We start from the raw sequence: 15,788 nt of genomic DNA, 5'->3' as shown, positions 1-15,788 counted from the left end.
ATCCCCTCGAACCGAAGGAACGGCACATGACCATCCCCGCCCACCTGACCGACCGCAAGCTCCACGTCGCCATCGTCGGCGCCGGCCCGGCCGGCATCTACGCCGCGGACCTGATCACCAAGTCCCAGCCGGTGGCCTCCGGCGAGCTCGACGTCGCGATCGACCTGTTCGACGAGCTGCCCACCCCGTTCGGCCTCATCCGCTACGGCGTCTCCCCGGACCACCCGCGGATCAAGGGCATCATCACGGCCCTGCACAAAGTCATGGACAAGGAGCAGATCCGGTTCGTCGGCAACGTCTCCTTCGGCCGCGACGTCACGCTCGCCGACCTGCAGGAGCGGTACGACGCCGTCGTCTTCGCCACCGGCGCCCAGAAGGACGCGGACCTGAACATCCCGGGGATCGACCTGGAGGGCTCGCACGGGGCCGCGGACTTCGTCTCCTGGTACGACGCTCACCCGGACGTGCCGCGCACGTGGGACCTCTCGGCCCGCGAGGTCGCCGTGATCGGCAACGGCAACGTCGCCCTCGACGTCGCGCGCATCCTCTCCAAGCACGCCGACCAGCTGCTGGAGACCGAGATCCCCGAGCACCTCTACGCGCAGCTGCAGGGCTCCGCCGTGACCGACGTCCACGTCTTCGGGCGCCGCGGTCCCGCCCAGGTGAAGTTCACCCCGCTGGAGCTGCGCGAGCTGTCCCACTCGAAGGACGTGGACATCGTCCTCTACCCGGAGGACTTCGAGTTCGACGCCGCCTCCGACGAGGCGATCAAGACCAACAACCAGGTCAAGACCATGGTCTCGACGCTCACCAACTGGCTCGTGGAGCAGGAGGAGCGGGAGGAGTCCGGCGAGGAGACCCCGCGGGCCTCCCGCCGCCTGCACCTGCACTTCCTGCAGTCCCCGGTGGAGATCCTCGGCGAGGACGGCCGCGTGGCCGGACTGCGGATGGAGCGCCAGGAGCTGGACGGCACGGGCAACGCCCGGGGCACCGGCGAGCTGGTGGACTACCCGTTGCAGGCGGTCTACCGGGCGGTGGGCTACTTCGGGTCGGCCCTGGAGGGCCTGGAGTACGACGGCGCCCGCGGCGTGGTCCCGAACGCCGGCGGCCGGGTCCTGGACCGGGAGGGCGCCCCGGTCCCCGGCGTGTACACGACCGGCTGGATCAAGCGCGGCCCGGTCGGCCTGATCGGCCACACGAAGGGCGACGCGCAGGAGACCGTCACGCACCTGCTCGAGGACCTGGCGGCACTGCCGGTCCCCGCAGCGCCGGGCACGGCCCCCATCGAGGAGCTGCTCGCCGAGCGCGGCGTCCGCTACACGGACTGGGCCGGCTGGCTGGCCCTCGACGAGCACGAGCGCGGTCTCGGCGCCGCCGCCGGGACCGTGGAGACGCGGTTCGGCCCGGTCGAGCGCGAGCGCATCAAGGTCGTGGAGCGCGACGCGATGCTGGAGCACGCGGCCGCGGCGGTCCTGGAGCCCGTCGAGTCCTGACCCGCGGCCGCCGCACCCGCCGCACCCGCCGTCGTCGCCCCGCCAGCTAGACGACGAGCGGGTGCACGGCCAGCATCAGGACGGTCCCCGCCGCGCAGCAGACCACCGGCCCGAGGACCCAGAAGCGCATCACGCGGCCCACGTTCGCCCAGAGGACCGTCTCGAAGCGCTGGCTCGCGCCCGCGCCGACGATCGCGGACGTCACCGCCTGGGTGGTGGAGAGTGGCAGGTGGAAGACCTGCGCGCCGAGGAACAGCATGGTCGCCGCGACCAGCTGGGCGGAGGCGCCGCGCACCGGATCGAACCGGACCATCCGGTTGCTGATGGTGTGCGCGATCCGCCAGCCGCCGCCCAGCGCCCCCAGCCCCATGCAGGTGGCGCAGAGCAGCTGGATCCAGAGCGGGATGCTGTCCTCCGCCGTGGTGCTGCCCATGATCACGAACCCGAGGGTCAGGAACGCCGCGTTGCGCTGGCCGTCCTGCAGGCCGTTGCCCAGCGCCACGGCGAGCGAGGCAATGGCCTGCGCCGCGCGGCCGCCGCGGGCAGCGTCGGTGGGGGAGGCGTGGCGGATGAGCCACGTGGTGGGGATGGTGACCACGTAGGCCAGGACCAGCGCGACCAGCGGTGTGACCACGATCGGCAGCGCGATGCCGAACAGCAGGATCAGCGGCACGCTGCGCGGCTCCTCCGGGTGCAGCAGCGAGTGCCCCAGCAGCGCCCCGGCCAGGCTCGCGAAGAGTGCGTGCCCGGAGGACGTCGGCATGCCCCGCCGCCAGCACCAGAACAACCAGGCGCCGCCGGAGAGCAGCGCCACCAGGAGCACGGCGAGGCCCTCGGCCACGGACTCGTAGTGGAAGTCCGCCAGGTCCACCAGCGCCTCGGAGAACCGCGTGGACATCATGGTGCCGGCGAACGTGAACACCGCTGCCGAGACGACGGCGACGCGCGGGCCGAGCGCCCGGGTGCGGACCGAGGCGGCGACGGAGTTCGCGGCGTCGCGGAAGCCGTTGAGCAGCGCGAATGCGCACGTGGCGAGGGTGACGGCGACGAGGAGTGCGGTCTCCATGCCCTAGGACTCTTTGACCAGCACGCGGCCCAGATGGTCGGCGACCGCGTGCAGGCGGGTGGAGGCGGCCAGCATCTGGTCCGCCACCGCGCGGTGGCGGATGATCGTGGAGGAGCGCTGGAGGTCCGCGGTCTCGCCCACCCAGGCGTGGTGGGTGCGGCCCACCCGCTTGGTGACGCGCATGAGCTGCAGCCACGTGTCCTCGAGGTCGTCCAGGCGGTCCAGGCTGCCGAGGGCGTTGGAGGTCAGGGTGGCCTGCCGGCCGATCAGCTCCAGCTGGTCCGCGGCGCGCTGGGAGATCCAGGTCAGATCGGAGCTGTGCATCAGCTCGCCGACGCTGCGGAGCTCGCCGACCGTGTCGTGCAGCAGGCGGGAGAACGTGTAGAGGTCCTCGCGCGGGACCGGGGTGACATAGCTGGTGCGCAGTTGCGTCAGGAGTGCGTAGTGGGTGTCCAGCGCGGCGCTCTCGGCGCGTTCCAGCGCGGCGAGCTGGCCGGTGGTGTCCTCGGCGAGGAGCCCGAGGATCTCGGAGAGTTGCTGCACGCAGCCCTGGATGTTCGTGCAGAGGTCGCCGAGCAGATCCAGACCCCGCGTCTGGCGCGGGAACAGGCTGAACTTCACGTGGGGAACCGCCGGGGTGCTAGGGGAACACGATGCGGGATCAGTGTACGCCGCGCACGCGGGGCGGGGTGGTTTGTGCGGCGCCGAACCGGGAACGCCTCTCGGCGGAAGGCCGCTCGAAGCGGCTGAATGTTGGAGCCCGGGGTTACCTCGGCCCGACGCCGGTCTCCAGTGTCCACCTCTCGAAAGTCGGTGTCAACAAGCCTGGTCATCAGTCCAATTCGCCCCGGCGCCACATCTTGGCGCAGGTCTCCAGGTCCTCCGCCGTGCCGATCAACTGGCCCGCATTCCGGGTCAGCCGCCGGGCGTGGGAGTCGTTGCTCGGCTCCACCGCGTGGGCGTGCTCGGCCTGGCCCAGCGCGATGACCCGGCAGAAGGCCGAGGTGCGCTCCAGCGCCACGTCGAACTCGCCGTCGAACGCCCCGGAGAGGATCGAGTCCGTCATGTCCCGCAGCTCGTCGGCCCCCGGCGGCTCGGCGACGCCGGCCACCGCGTGGGCCACCTGGGCGGCGTGGCGGCCGGTATTGAAGTAGGACGCCATCCGTTCGGGATCCTGCACCACCGCGGTGCGGAGCGCGTACAGCCGCCAGAGCGCGCCGGGCAGCGAGTGCGCGGGGCTCTCGGCCCACATCTCGGCGATCGCCTCGAGGCCCTCCTTGTCCGCGAGCCTGACCAGCCGCTCGGTGACCGCCGGGTCGTCGCTGCCGCGGCCGTGGTGGACCAGCGCCTGCGCGGCCAGGTGCGCGGCCTCGGAGATCCGGGCGGGGTCGGTCCCGCCCTCGAACGGCTCGAAGTCGGCCGGCTCGAACGGCTTCGGTTTGTGGTGCCGGAAGGGAGCGGCCTGGTTCTGGCGGGCTGGGTGAGCGCTCATGCCCGTCAGGATACTCCCGTGCACCGTCGCCCGTAGAGGGTTCTGCCGGGCCGGGGCCGAGGGTGCCCGCGGGGCGGCCTCACGGACCCAGTGGGGTAGCATGGTGGCGGTTCTTCCGCGCGGCTCAGCCGCGCGCCACGGACCGCATGGGCCTTTAGCTCAGGTGGTAGAGCATCGGACTTTTAATCCGCTGGTCGCGGGTTCGATCCCCGCAGGGCCCACCAGTTCCCAGGCGACGTCCGCGCGACATCGCCGCGGCTCAGCCGTCCAGCCCGAGGATGTCCAGGGTGTCCGCGACGCGGGTGCGCTGCTCCTCGGTCAGGCCCTGCAGCGGCAGCGGCAGGCACCGGTGCGGGACCAGACCCAGTTCCTCGGCAACCGCAGCGATCACGCGCAGGCTGCCGAACTCCGCGAACAGCTTCCACAGCGGCTCCAGGCGCTTCGACTCCGCGGCGGCGTCCTCCGCCGCGCCATCCTCTGCCTCCCCATCCGCCAGCCTGCCCCGTTGCGCGGCGCGCAGGATCCGCAGGGCCGGCTCCGGGAGCGTCCCGGCGAGGACCGAGTACCAGGCGTCGCAGCCGGCCGTCAGGCCCGCGGCGGCCGAGCCGTCCCCGGAGATCCCGAGCGTGACGTGCTCGGGGATGACCGCCCGGATCTCCTCCACCCGGGCCCGAGCCTCGGCGGCGTCGGCGGGCAGCGGCGGGATCTTGATCGATGCGATGCCGGGCAGTTCGGCGATACGCCCGTAGAGCTCGGTGCTGAACCGGAAGTGCGTGGTCCCCGGGTTGTCGTAGACCACCACCGGCAGTCCGCTGTGCTCGGTGACGGTGCGGAAGAGCTCCAGCACGTCGTGGTCCGTGAGCGGCTGGTAGGAGACCGGCGCCAGGAGCAGTCCGGCCGCCCCGGCCGCGGCGGCGTCGTCCGCGTGACGCAGGACGTGCGAGGTGCGCAGCGCACCCACACCCACGAGGACCGGGGTGCCGTCCGCGTTCTCCACGGCGAGCCGCGCCACGCGGGCCCGCTCCTCAGCCGTGAGGTACGCGTAGGAGCCGGTGGAGCCGAGCGCGGTGATCGAGTCGACGCCCGAGCCGGCCAGCCGCCGGACCAGCCGGGCGAACGCCGGCTCGTCCAGATGGTCCGAGGGCAGCGGGGTGAGCGGGAAGGCACTGAGGCCGGTGAAAGGGCTGGTCACGAGAACTCCTCGACGATGCGGTTCTGGAGGTCGGTCTCCGGGTCCGGGTCGGGCGCGGCCGGCTCGCGCCGGCCCCCGAGCTGGGCCCCGGCCCCGGCCGCGACCACCAGCACGATGCCCGCGACCTGAAGGACCGACGGGATCTGGTGCAGGACGAACAGCCCGAGGAGCACGCCGAACGCCGGCTCGAGCGCCATGAGCGTGCCGAATGCCGTGTGCGTCATCCGCCGCAGCGCCAGCATCTCCAGCCCGAACGGCAGGACCGGCGCCAGCAGCGCCAGGCCCGCGGCGGTGAGCAGCACCCAGAGGTCGAGGCTGCCGCCGGCCTCCGGCACGCCCACGAACGCCGCCATGACCGCGGCGATGGGGATCGTCAGCGAGAGCGAGGTGATGCCGGAGAAGCGGTCGCCGATTTTCTGGGTCAGCAGGATGTAGACGCCCCAGCCGAGGCCGGCCAGAAGGGCGAAGCCCACGCCGACAGGGTCCACCTCGCCCTGCCACGGCTCCGTCAGGAGCACCACGCCGACCAGCGCCAGCATCGGCCACGCGAGCATGCGCGGACTGCGGCTGCGCACGGCGGCGACCGTCAGCGGGCCGAGGAACTCGATCGCGACCGCCGTGCCGAGGGGGATCCGGTCGATCGCGGACAGGAACGCGACCGTCATGAGGCCGGACGCGGCGCCGAGGCCGAGCAGCCCGGGGACGTCCCGCCGTCGTACCGACCGCAGCGGGGCGCGCGCGATGAGCAGGAACATCAGCGCGCCCATGGTCAGGCGCAGCCACGCGGTCCCCATCGCGCCGATCTGGTCGATGAGCCCCACGGACAGGGCCGAGCTCAGCTGGATCAGCATCATCGCCGCGACCGCCATCGCCCACGGCGGCACCGGTACCCGGTCCGCGCCCGTGGCCGGGCCGCGCCTCACGGGGCGCCCACCAGGCGCCGCCGCACGGCCACGGAGGACCCGAGCTCGGCCAGGAGGGCGCGGGCGTGCGCTTCCGCGGCGGCGACGAGCTCGTCCACGGCGCCGCCGGCGTCGCCGCCGGGCTCGAGGCCGTCGGCGGCCAGCAGCAAGGCGCGGTAGTCGGGGCGGAGGGCGTGCACGGCCGGGTCGATCGCCGCGGCGGCGAGGAACTCGTGGAGGGGCTGCTCAGGCATCGGGGTGCTCCGTTCTGCCCGCGATGCCGACGCCGGGTTCGAAGACCGTGAGCGTGAAGCGGGCGGGCTCGTCGTGGGGGTTGGAGTACGCGTGGGCTGCGTCGCCCGGGAAGACGGCTGCGTCGCCGACGACCAGCTCGCTGCCGTTGCCGTCGACCTCCAGCCGGAGGCGGCCCTCCAGGACCTGCAGGAGCTCCCGGGTTCCGGCGGTGTGCGGGGGCGTCTCGTGGCGCTCGCCGGGGGCGAGGGTCCAGTCCCAGAGCTCGACGACGTCGGGCGGCTCCGTGCCGGCCATCAGTACGCCGCGGCCGCCGTGCCCGCCCGTCCACAGGACGGCGCCCTCGCCGGCGCGCGTGATCTTGACGGTCTTCGACGTCGGCGGCTCCACCAGCGCGGGGAGCCCGACGCCGAGGGCGTCGCTGATGCGCAGCAGGGAGCCCACGCTGGGGTTGACCGCGCCGCTCTCCACGTTGACCAGCATGCGCCGGCTCACGCCGGCCGCGGCGGCGAGCTGGTCCAGGGTCAGCTCGCGGGCGCGGCGCTCCGTCTTCACGCGCGCGCCGATGGCGCGTGCGAGCGATTCTGCGTGGGAGTCCATGAGTGCATCCTAGTGCCTTAAAGGGGCACTTGTGTACCCTCGCTGGTCGACACCGTGGACGCGGCCGATATGATCGGGTCATGGCACAGCTCGATGACGAACAGACCCAGGAAATCATCGCGCTCGCGATGAACTACGCGCGCAGCGGGGACACCCCCGAGCTCCTCGAATTCTTCGACCACGGGCTCCCGCTCGACGTCCAGGACGGCGAGGGGAACACCGCCCTGATGCTCGCCGCCTACCACGGCCACGCGGACACCGTGCGCGCGCTCATCGAGCGCGGGGCCGACGTCGATCTGCGCAATCAGCGCGACCAGTCGCCGATCGCCGGCGCCGTCTTCAAGGGCGAGGATGAGATCGTCCGGCTCCTCCGCGCGGCCGGCGCGGATCTGGATGCCGGCACGCCCAGTGCCCGGGCGACCGCGGAGATGTTCAACAAGACCGACCTGCTGGACTGAGGCACGCGGCGGCCGCGGGGCCGGCGGCCCTCGCCGGCTCCCCTGGCCCCCGGAACGACGAACGGCTCGGACACCATCTGGTGTCCGAGCCGTTCGTCTTATCCGGTGCTAGCGGCGATCCGTGGGATCAGGCCACCGGCTGGTTGTTCGGGTTCGCCTCGAGCTCGTCCAGCGTGCCGGCCTTCAGGGCATCGATGGCCGCGCGAACGCCGGCGCCGTAGGCCGGGTCGGCCTTCGTGCAGTGATCGATGTGCTTGGCGACGATGTGGTCGCTCGCGCCGTCGATCGCCCGCGCCGTGTTGGCGAAGAGGACGCGCTGCTGCTCCGGGGTCATCAGGCGGAACAGGTCCCCCGGCTGCTCGAAGTAGTTGTCGTCGTGCTCGCGGAAGTCGAAGCGGTCCGCCGGGCCGGAGATCGGCAGGGCCGGCTCGGCGTACTGCGGCGAGGTCGGCCAGTTGCCCACCGAGTTCGGGGTGATGCCCGGAACGGCGCCCTGGTTGCCATCCACGCGGCCCTGGCCGTCGCGGTGGTAGGTGTTGACGACCTTGGCACCGTGCGGGTAGTTGACCGGGATCTGGTGGTGGTTGACGCCCAGGCGGTAGCGGGCGGCGTCACCGTAGGAGAACAGGCGGCCCTGGAGCATGCGGTCCGGGGAGTAGCCGATGCCCGGGACGACGTTGGCCGGCGTGAACGCGGCCTGCTCGACGTCCTGGAAGTAGTTCTCCGGGTTGCGGTTGAGCTCGAACTCGCCGACCTCGATCAGCGGGTAGTCCTTCTTGGACCAGACCTTGGTGAGGTCGAACGGGTGGAAGCGGTAGGTCTCCGCCTCCGCCTCCGGCATGACCTGGATGGAGAAGGTCCACTTCGGGTTGTCGCCGCGCTCGATGGCCTCGAACAGGTCGCGCTGGGAGGACTCGCGGTCCTCGGCGACGACCTTGGCGGCCTCGGCGTCCGTCAGGTTCTTGATGCCCTGCTGGGTGCGGAAGTGGAACTTCACGTAGAAGCGCTCGTTGGCCTCGTTGTAGAACGAGTAGGTGTGCGAGCCGAAGCCGTGCATGTGGCGGTAGCCGTCGGGGATGCCGCGGTCGGACATGACGATCGTGATCTGGTGCAGCGCCTCGGGCAGGCTGGTCCAGAAGTCCCAGTTGTTCTCGGCGGAGCGCAGGTTGGTCTTCGGGTCGCGCTTGACGGCGCGGTTCAGGTCCGGGAAGTGGTGCGGATCGCGCATGAAGAACACCGGCGTGTTGTTGCCGACCATGTCCCAGTTGCCCTCTTCGGTGTAGAAGCGGAGGGCGAAGCCGCGGATGTCGCGCTCGGCGTCGGCCGCGCCGCGCTCGCCGGCGACGGTCGAGAAGCGGGCGAACATGTCGGTCTTCTTGCCGACCTGGTTGAAGATCGCGGCACGCGAGTACTTCGTGATGTCGTTGGTGACGGTGAAGGTGCCGAAGGCGCCGGAGCCCTTGGCGTGCATGCGGCGCTCCGGGATGACCTCGCGGTCGAAGTGGGCGAGCTTCTCCAGGAACCAGACGTCCTGCAGGAGCATCGGGCCGCGCGGGCCGGCGGTGACGGAGTTGTCGTTCTCCGTGACGGGCGCACCGGCCGCGGTGGTCAGCGGCTGGGTGTTGTTGTACTCGGGCATATGTGGGTCTGCCTTTCGATGTCCTGGGGATCCACGATCACTGCGCACGCCCGGAGATCCGGTCTGTGCTTACTTCGAAACTACCACCCTTTTTGGAATCATTCCAGAAAAGATCGGGTACGACGTCGGCCCCGTTGACAATCGTCGCCGGCCCGCCGATCGTCGTGGCAGCGGACCGCCCGTCCGGGGCGCCCGGAGACCCCTGGGAGGGCCCTCGTGACCAGCAGATTCACCGAGCTCGCGATCGACTGCTCGGACCCCGCGACGCTGGCCCGGTTCTGGTGCGCCGTCCTCGACTACGAGGTGCTCGAGGCCGAGGACGGGCTGGTGACGATCGGGCCGCCGGTCGCGGAGAGCCCCGCCGGTCCGGTCCCGCCCGTGCTGACGTTCGCCCCCGTGCCGGAGGCCAAGACCGTCAAGAACCGGGTCCACCTCGACGTCCATCCGACCGACCGGGACCAGGACGAGGAGGTCCGCCGCCTCCTGTCCCTCGGCGCCCGACCGGCCGACGTGGGCCAGGGCGCTGGCGGGACTGGTGGCGCCGACGGGCCGAGCTGGGTCGTGCTCGCGGACCCGGAGGGCAATGAGTTCTGCGTGCTCGCCGGCCGGCGGCCCTAACTCCGCCGCGGACTCGCCGGTGCCGGTCCTGGCTCGGCGCTCGGCCCTGAGTCGTTGCCCGATTCTGAGGGCCGGACGGGTCCGTGCTGACCGGAGCGGCCGGTCTCAGCCCGTGATGCCGAGCCCGTCCAGGGCGTTCAGCCCCAGGAACAGGCCGATCAGGAACAGCACCAGCGCGCCCGTGCCGTTGGCGTGCCGGGAGAGGAAGGCCTCGAACCGGCCCAGCAGCCGGTCCGTCCGCGGGCCCGCCGTCGCCCGGAGGAGCAGCAGCAGGGCCGCCGGCAGGATCATCACGGCGCAGTAGAAGAGGATGTAGGCGGACGACGCCGGCCCGGCCGGGCCCTGCGCCGCCACCAGTCCGATGCCCGCGAGGTACGGCAGCAGGGTGGCGATCTCGATCGCGACGGCAGCGAGGGCCAGCCCCACCAGGGCACCAGAGCCCTCCCGTCGCGCGGCGGCCTGGCCCCGGCCGTCGCCGGCCCCGCCGCCGTCGTCCACTCCGCCGACGGCGCGGGCGCGGAACCGCTGCAGGCGGCCCGGCCCGTCCTTGGCGGCGTCGCGCTCGCGCTTGCGCTTCCTGCCCCACTCCGTGAGCGGGTCCATCCGCGAGCTGAGCCAGATCAGCAGCACCGCGGCCGCCAGTTGCGCCCAGAGGTACGGGGCGGAGTCCCCGACCGACTCGAAGGCGCGCAGGAGGGCGTCGCCGAAGAGGGACAGAGTGGCCAGGAGCACGAGCCCCACCACGGCGTACGCACCGGCCACCGTCAGCAGGTAGAGGACGATCCGTCCCACCCGCAGCCGGCCCGGCGCCATGAGCAGCCACACCGGGATCAGCAGCGTCCCGAAGCTCGTCGAGTCGATGAGCGCGAGCACGGCCAGGACCCCCAGGAGCATCAACGGCGACCCGGCGGCTCCCGCCCCGATCAGCTGGTCCAGTGAGTCCATGCCCGCCAGTCTGCCCGGACGGCCGGACGGCAGGCATCGGCCGGAAGGCTGATCTTGCCTCCATTCCGCGGGGGCCCGGTGGTAGCTTCGCTCGTGTGGCACCGCAGAGGATCGAGACGCTCGCCCACCTGCGCCGTGCCCGCGACTTCATGGACCGCGAGTACGCCCGCGACCTGGACGTCGCCGCCATCGCCGCCCGCGCCTACATGTCGCCGGCGCACTTCTCCCGGGAGTTCCGGGCCGCCTACGGGGAGACCCCGTACTCGTACCTCATGACCCGCCGCGTCGAGCGCGCCAAGGCGCTCCTGCGCTCGGGGATGTCCGTCACCGACGCCTGCATGGCGGTGGGTGCTGCGTCGCTGGGCTCCTTCAGCTCGAGGTTCACGGCGATCGTGGGGGAGACCCCGAGCGCGTACCGCGCCCGGGAGCACGACGACGTCGAGGCCATGCCCGGGTGCGTCGCGCGGCTCCTGACCCGCCCCGTGCGGCCGGCCCCCGGAGAAGCGAGCCCGGGCGGCCGGCCGGGCGGGACCGGAGACCAGGGCCGGACCGGCGACCCCGGCGGCGTCGACGCGCAGGGCCCGCCGCGGGTGAGCAGGAATGGAGAAGCGGCCGCGGAGGCACCGGCCTAGCGTGGGAGCCATGAACATCTCACTGCAGTCCTCACCGATCAACGTCACCGACATCGACGCCGCCGTCGGCTTCTACCGCGACGTCCTGGGCCTCGAGATCACCCTCGACGTCTCCTACGAGGGGAACCGCTGGGTCACGCTCGGACTGGCCGGCCAGCCCGGCCTGGGCCTGGTCCTCTTCGAGACCGACGCCGGGCGCTCGCCGGAGGACGGCGAGGCCCTGGCGCGCCTGGTCGCCAAGGGCGCCATGCCCCCGGTCATCCTCACCACGCCGGATCTGGACGCCGTCTACCGGAAGGTCCTGGACTCCGGTGTCGACGTGCTCGAGGAGCCCACGCAGAAGGAGTGGGGTCCCCGCGACTTCGGCCTGCGGGATCCCTCCGGCAACATGCTCCGGATCGCGGAGGCCCCGGCCGCCGCCTGACGCGCGTGTTGCAGCGGCCCCGCCGATCGGATGTGATGGAGGCCATGGAGGCAGCACACAGGGGGAGCGACCGTCCGGCCCCGGAGGAATGGCGGGGACTGGTCTCGGCGCTGCTCGGGGACGCGTCCCGCATCGCGCTCGCGGAGATCGTCCTGGGCCGGGTCACTGCCGACAACGTCCCCGGCCTCGGCGCGCGGAAGGCCCGCGGCGCGCTGAGGAAGCTCGAGCCCTACACGTACGCCGACGCGGACGGCACGCTCCACCTCGACGACGCCAAGCTCGCCAGCCTCCTGACCGCAGGGCAGACGCCGGCGGGCGGGCGCACCGTCGTCGAGCGCTTCCTCACCGCCGACGGCCGGCTCCGCGACTACCCGGCGAGGCCGGGCGAGCGGCGCGAACTGCTCGAGCACCTGGCGCGCGAACTCTTCGGTGCCGACGAGGAGCTCTCCGAGCAGGCGGTCAACGAGCGGCTGCAGCGGGTCACCGACGAGCACGCGACCCTGCGGCGGTACCTCGTGGACTTCGGTCTGCTCTCACGGCTCAAGGACGGGACGGCCTACCGCCTCGACGGCTGAGCGCCGCCCGCCGGGGCCGCTTCCCGCCGGGACCGCCGTCGGACGGAGTCGCGGTCGGACGGCGTCATGGCTTCACGGAGTCACAGGGCCCGCGGGCCCGGGACGCTCACGCGTGGGCCGAGCAGTTCGGCTCCAGCGCGCGGAAGCGCTCGGTCTCCAGCTGGAAGGTGGTGTGCTCCACGGACACCTCGAAGTGCTGGGCCACGCAGTCGCGGATGTCCAGGAGGACGTCCGGCGCGTGGCCGTCGTGGAAGCACTCGTCCTTGACCACCACGTGCGCGGAGAGCGTCGGCAGGCCGGTGGCCACGGTGGAGGCGTGCAGGTCGTGGACGTCCTTGACGTGGTCCAGCGCCAGAATGTGCTGGCGCACCGCGTCCAGGTCCAGGTTGGACGGTGTGAACTCCATCAGCACTGCCACCGTCTCGCGCATGATCACCACGGCCCGTGGCACGATCAGCGCCGCGATGAGCAGGCCGGCCAGGGCGTCGGCCTGCTGGAACCCGGTGGTCAGGATGACGATCGCCGCGACGATCACGCCGAGCGAGCCGAGCGCGTCGTTGAGGACCTCCAGGAAGGCCGCGCGCATGTTGAAGTTCGCCGAGCGGCTGGACGCGAGGATCGCCATGGCCGCCACGTTGGCGGCCAGGCCGAGGACGCCGAAGACCAGGAGCTCGGTGCCCGGGACGTCGGGTGGCGTCCACAGCCGGCGGACTCCCTCGATCGCCGCGTAGACGCCCACGGCCAGCAGCAGGACGGCCTGGCCGAGTGCCGCGAGGACCTCGACCCGGCGGAAGCCCCACGTGCGCTTGTCGGTGGCCGGGCGCAGGACCAGGGAGGAGGCGATGAGGGCCACGAGCAGACCCGTGGAGTCCGTGATGGCGTGGACCGTGTCGGTGAGCAGGGCCAGGCTGCCCGTGAGGAGGGCGCCGACCAACTGGATCACGACGATCGCGGCGGTCACGCCGAAGGCCCAGGAGAGGCGCCGCTTGTTCGCGTGCGCGTCTGGGCCGACCGCGCCGGGGTGCTGGTGCCCGTGGTGGTGTCCGGCGCCCATGGTCAGTCCCCGTCCGTCGTCTCGGCGGCGCCCGGGTGCATGAGGTGCTCGCACAGGGTCGCCTGCTCTCCCGTGGCCGCCAGCATGGCCTGCGCGCCGCGCAGCAGGTCCGCCAGCAGGCGCGGCTCGGCCAGTGAGAACCACGAGGCGCGGCCCTCGGTCCGCAGCTCTGCCAGGCCGCAGCCGCGCAGGCAGGCCAGGTGCTTGCTCACGGTCGACTGCGCGAAGCCGAGGTGGTCCACGAGGTCGCAGACGCGGTGCGGCCCGGTCGCGAGGTGCTGCAGGATGGCCAGCCGCGTCGGGTCCGAGAGGGCGTGGAAGAGGTCCGCGTACGCCGCGGTGGCGGCGCCGTCGAGCACCGCGGTCCGCTCCACGGGGGCGAGCACCGGCATCGTCATGGGTCGACGGTATCGCTTCTCGGCGATGAATGACAGGTCCGGGTCGTCTTGTCGCGAGGGGGTGCGGGCGGCAGAGTGGGGTGGACCGGGCGCTCCCGACGGCGCAGAGCCGGAGGCGGGCGACGGCAACGAGGCACCCGAGGAGAGGTCATGACCATCCCAGTCAGCCAGAACGTCCACTTCATCACCCTGTCCACCCCCGACCTGCAGGCCGCGCGCGGCTTCTACGTCCGCGGTCTCGGCTGGGAGCCGCTGCTCGACGTGCCCGGGGAGATCGTCTTCTTCCAGATCGCCCCCGGCACCGTGCTCGGCCTCTTCGACGCGCGGAGCTTCCAGCAGGACCTGGGGTTGGACCCGGAGGACGTGCAGGCCGCCTCCGGCGTCACCCTCGCGCACAACGTCGGCGACCGCGCCGAGGTACGCAGCGTCGTCGCGGCGATGGAGGAGGCGGGCGGGCAGGTCGTCACCCCGCCCGAGGACGGCGCCTTCGGCGGGATCTTCCATGCGCACGTGAAGGACCCCAACGGCGTGGTCTGGGAGATCGCGCACAACCCCGGCTGGCGCGTCGCCCAGGACGGGTCCGTGGTCTTCGCGGACCTCCCGCCCGGCACCCCGGCGCCGTGACCGCCGTCGTCCGCCGCTAGAGCCGTGGCTGCGGCCGCCCCGGGACCTCCAGCATGATGGCCGCCGCCTCCTCGACCGTCTCCACCAGGTGGATCCGGTCCTCCATGGGGCGGCCGGCCGCGAGCGAGCGCAGGAGCGGCCAGGCCGGGTGGCGCTCCGTCCAGTACTCGGTGCCGATCAGCACCATCGGGGCCACGGAGTCCTCCGAGGCGTAGTAGTTCTCGCACGCATCCTGGAAGATCTCCTGGACCGTCCCGCCGGCCCCCGGCAGGAACGCGATGCCCCGGTTGCACAGCTGGAGCAGGATCGCCTCCCGCTGGGCGTTCCGGAAGAACTTCGCCACGGCCGTCGCGAACAGGTTCGGCGGCTCGTGCCCGTAGTGCCAGGTCGGGATGCCGAGCGACTCGACCGGCTCCGCGCACAGCTCCAGGGCCCGCCGCGCGGAGGAGACCCATGCGTCGATGGAGGGGCGGAACGACGCCGTCTCGGCCACCCGCTCCAGCGCGCCCGCGAGTGCGTCGCCGCCGGAGCGCGCGAAGCGGGCGCCGAGGTTCGCCGCCTCCATGGCGCCCGGCCCGCCACCGGTCGCGACCGTCAGTTCCGTCCCGAGGGCGCACCCGAGGCGCGCGGCGTCGTCGTACGCACGGCTTCCCCGCCGGGCGGCATGCCCGCCCATGACCCCGGCGAGCTCCCGCCCGGACACCCAGGCACCGAGTGCGACGTCCACGGCGTGGTCGTGCAGCGTCTGGGCGATCGCCGCATCGGGGCCCGCGTCCTCCTGCTGCCAGGCGTAGGCGCGCCCGTCCAGGGTGCGCTGGTAGTCCGGGTAGTCATAGAGCTCCTCCGGCGCGTAGAGCGTCGCGCGCCGGGGGTCGACCGGGGTGATCCCCACGGCCGGCAGGACCAGGGCCCCGCGGCGGAGGTGCTCGGTCTCGTCGCCGGGCGCGAGCGTGCAGCCGGCGAAGGTGGTCCGGGACGTGTCGCAGGCGGCCAGCGTCTCCGAGTGCCGGCGGAGGTCGAGCCCGACGAGCCGCCAGCCCGTGAGGTCGCGGGTACCGCGGGACAGGCGGCGGTCCAGCTCCGTGAGCGATTCGACCAGGACGAAGCGTCCGCGCGTGGGCTTCATGCCTCCAGTATGGGAGAGGCGGGGCCGTCGGGGCACGGGGCCGGAGTAGTTATGCAGCAGCGGGCATATTCACTGAGGGAAACTCCACGCCCCGGAGGAACCTGAAACCCGGCCATCCGCGCGGAAGGCCGCGAAGGTCGGACGCTGATGCCCGGTATCAACGAGTGAATAGACATATCGATACCGCAACAATGAATCGGTCCAATCGGGGCGATCCCGCGCCCGGAGCCGCGCCCCAGGCCCAGGGTGGCGCTCGGTGGGGAATCCGCTAAACGCCGGCTGACTAGGCGGTTCAAGT

Annotated in this window: 18 protein-coding genes, 1 tRNA gene and 1 pseudogene; 8 read left to right on the top strand and 12 right to left on the bottom strand. The window is 72.3% G+C overall.

The annotated features are described in order from the left end of the window. Positions 1-26 precede the first annotated feature (26 nt). A complete protein-coding gene (locus ABD784_RS12475; RefSeq protein WP_344885199.1) occupies positions 27-1,493 on the top strand; it encodes an FAD-dependent oxidoreductase in 1,467 nt (488 codons plus the stop codon). A gap of 46 nt (positions 1,494-1,539) precedes the next feature. Here ABD784_RS12475 and ABD784_RS12470 read toward each other — a convergent pair whose 3' ends face one another. The 3 genes from ABD784_RS12470 to ABD784_RS12460 form a co-directional block, all read right to left on the bottom strand. Then, positions 1,540-2,559: an inorganic phosphate transporter gene (locus ABD784_RS12470; RefSeq protein ID WP_344885196.1), complete on the bottom strand. Its 1,020-nt coding sequence runs from the start codon at positions 2,557-2,559 to the stop codon at positions 1,540-1,542. Between the two features lie 3 nt (positions 2,560-2,562). After that, positions 2,563-3,180 carry a DUF47 domain-containing protein gene (locus ABD784_RS12465; RefSeq protein ID WP_344885193.1) on the bottom strand — a complete coding sequence of 206 codons (618 nt, stop codon included), beginning with the start codon at positions 3,178-3,180 and terminating at the stop codon, positions 2,563-2,565. A 211-nt stretch (positions 3,181-3,391) separates the two neighbouring features. Continuing rightward, positions 3,392-4,051, bottom strand: a complete 660-nt coding sequence (locus ABD784_RS12460) for a hypothetical protein (protein ID WP_344885190.1) — start codon at positions 4,049-4,051, stop codon at positions 3,392-3,394. Between the two features lie 148 nt (positions 4,052-4,199). On the opposite strand from ABD784_RS12460, the gene ABD784_RS12455 reads away from it, so the two are divergent. Then, a tRNA-Lys gene (locus ABD784_RS12455) sits at positions 4,200-4,275 on the top strand. A 35-nt stretch (positions 4,276-4,310) separates the two neighbouring features. Here the strand turns inward: ABD784_RS12455 and ABD784_RS12450 are convergent. The 4 genes from ABD784_RS12450 to ABD784_RS12435 are packed head-to-tail and all read right to left on the bottom strand — an operon-like array spanning position 4,311 to position 6,997. Continuing rightward, the gene (locus tag ABD784_RS12450; RefSeq protein WP_344885187.1) at positions 4,311-5,243 is read right to left on the bottom strand and encodes a dihydrodipicolinate synthase family protein; all 933 of its coding nucleotides are present in this window, start codon (positions 5,241-5,243) and stop codon (positions 4,311-4,313) included. Next, a complete protein-coding gene (locus ABD784_RS12445) occupies positions 5,240-6,166 on the bottom strand; it encodes an EamA family transporter (protein ID WP_425582976.1) in 927 nt (308 codons plus the stop codon). Before ABD784_RS12445 ends, ABD784_RS12450 begins: the two co-directional genes overlap by 4 nt. Then, positions 6,163-6,399, bottom strand: a complete 237-nt coding sequence (locus ABD784_RS12440) for a hypothetical protein (protein ID WP_344885184.1) — start codon at positions 6,397-6,399, stop codon at positions 6,163-6,165. Before ABD784_RS12440 ends, ABD784_RS12445 begins: the two co-directional genes overlap by 4 nt. Then, positions 6,392-6,997 carry a helix-turn-helix domain-containing protein gene (locus ABD784_RS12435; protein ID WP_344885181.1) on the bottom strand — a complete coding sequence of 202 codons (606 nt, stop codon included), beginning with the start codon at positions 6,995-6,997 and terminating at the stop codon, positions 6,392-6,394. Before ABD784_RS12435 ends, ABD784_RS12440 begins: the two co-directional genes overlap by 8 nt. An 80-nt stretch (positions 6,998-7,077) precedes the next feature. Here ABD784_RS12435 and ABD784_RS12430 point away from each other — a divergent pair, with 80 nt between their 5' ends. Further along, positions 7,078-7,455: an ankyrin repeat domain-containing protein gene (locus ABD784_RS12430; RefSeq protein ID WP_344885178.1), complete on the top strand. Its 378-nt coding sequence runs from the start codon at positions 7,078-7,080 to the stop codon at positions 7,453-7,455. 127 nt (positions 7,456-7,582) lie between these two features. Here ABD784_RS12430 and ABD784_RS12425 read toward each other — a convergent pair whose 3' ends face one another. Then, positions 7,583-9,094, bottom strand: a complete 1,512-nt coding sequence (locus ABD784_RS12425) for a catalase (RefSeq protein WP_344885175.1) — start codon at positions 9,092-9,094, stop codon at positions 7,583-7,585. A 216-nt stretch (positions 9,095-9,310) separates the two neighbouring features. Between ABD784_RS12425 and ABD784_RS12420 the strand changes: the two genes are divergently transcribed. After that, positions 9,311-9,712 carry a VOC family protein gene (locus ABD784_RS12420; RefSeq protein WP_344885172.1) on the top strand — a complete coding sequence of 134 codons (402 nt, stop codon included), beginning with the start codon at positions 9,311-9,313 and terminating at the stop codon, positions 9,710-9,712. A gap of 105 nt (positions 9,713-9,817) precedes the next feature. On the opposite strand, the gene ABD784_RS12415 is transcribed toward ABD784_RS12420, so the two are convergent. Then, a complete protein-coding gene (locus ABD784_RS12415; RefSeq protein WP_344885169.1) occupies positions 9,818-10,657 on the bottom strand; it encodes a GAP family protein in 840 nt (279 codons plus the stop codon). A 149-nt stretch (positions 10,658-10,806) separates the two neighbouring features. Between ABD784_RS12415 and ABD784_RS12410 the strand changes: the two are divergent. The 3 genes and pseudogenes from ABD784_RS12410 to ABD784_RS12400 all read left to right on the top strand — a co-directional run. Beyond that, positions 10,807-11,145 (top strand): annotated as a pseudogene (locus ABD784_RS12410) (helix-turn-helix transcriptional regulator); the annotation flags it as partial. A gap of 154 nt (positions 11,146-11,299) precedes the next feature. After that, complete coding sequence (locus ABD784_RS12405; RefSeq protein ID WP_344885166.1) at positions 11,300-11,713, top strand: VOC family protein; 414 nt, start codon at positions 11,300-11,302, stop codon at positions 11,711-11,713. A gap of 44 nt (positions 11,714-11,757) precedes the next feature. After that, positions 11,758-12,288 (top strand): DUF2087 domain-containing protein, encoded by a 531-nt coding sequence (locus ABD784_RS12400; protein WP_344885163.1) that lies wholly within the window; start codon positions 11,758-11,760, stop codon positions 12,286-12,288. 106 nt (positions 12,289-12,394) lie between these two features. Here the strand turns inward: ABD784_RS12400 and ABD784_RS12395 are convergent, their stop codons facing one another. Together ABD784_RS12395 and ABD784_RS12390 are read right to left on the bottom strand one after the other, a co-directional pair. Further along, a complete protein-coding gene (locus tag ABD784_RS12395; protein ID WP_344885160.1) occupies positions 12,395-13,342 on the bottom strand; it encodes a cation diffusion facilitator family transporter in 948 nt (315 codons plus the stop codon). A 2-nt stretch (positions 13,343-13,344) separates the two neighbouring features. Further along, the gene (locus ABD784_RS12390; protein WP_344885157.1) at positions 13,345-13,740 is read right to left on the bottom strand and encodes an ArsR/SmtB family transcription factor; all 396 of its coding nucleotides are present in this window, start codon (positions 13,738-13,740) and stop codon (positions 13,345-13,347) included. Positions 13,741-13,890: 150 nt separating this feature from the next. On the opposite strand from ABD784_RS12390, the gene ABD784_RS12385 reads away from it, so the two are divergent. Beyond that, complete coding sequence (locus ABD784_RS12385) at positions 13,891-14,364, top strand: VOC family protein (RefSeq protein WP_344885154.1); 474 nt, start codon at positions 13,891-13,893, stop codon at positions 14,362-14,364. A 16-nt stretch (positions 14,365-14,380) separates the two neighbouring features. Here the strand turns inward: ABD784_RS12385 and ABD784_RS12380 are convergent, their stop codons facing one another. After that, positions 14,381-15,490 (bottom strand): LOG family protein, encoded by a 1,110-nt coding sequence (locus ABD784_RS12380; protein ID WP_344885151.1) that lies wholly within the window; start codon positions 15,488-15,490, stop codon positions 14,381-14,383. Between the last annotated feature and the right edge of the window lie 298 nt (positions 15,491-15,788).

This window comes from Zhihengliuella alba, assembly GCF_039538765.1.
In the GTDB taxonomy this organism is placed as follows: domain Bacteria; phylum Actinomycetota; class Actinomycetes; order Actinomycetales; family Micrococcaceae; genus Zhihengliuella; species Zhihengliuella alba.
Note: the sequence above shows the minus strand (reverse complement) of the source record. Positions and strands in the feature narration are given on the sequence as shown.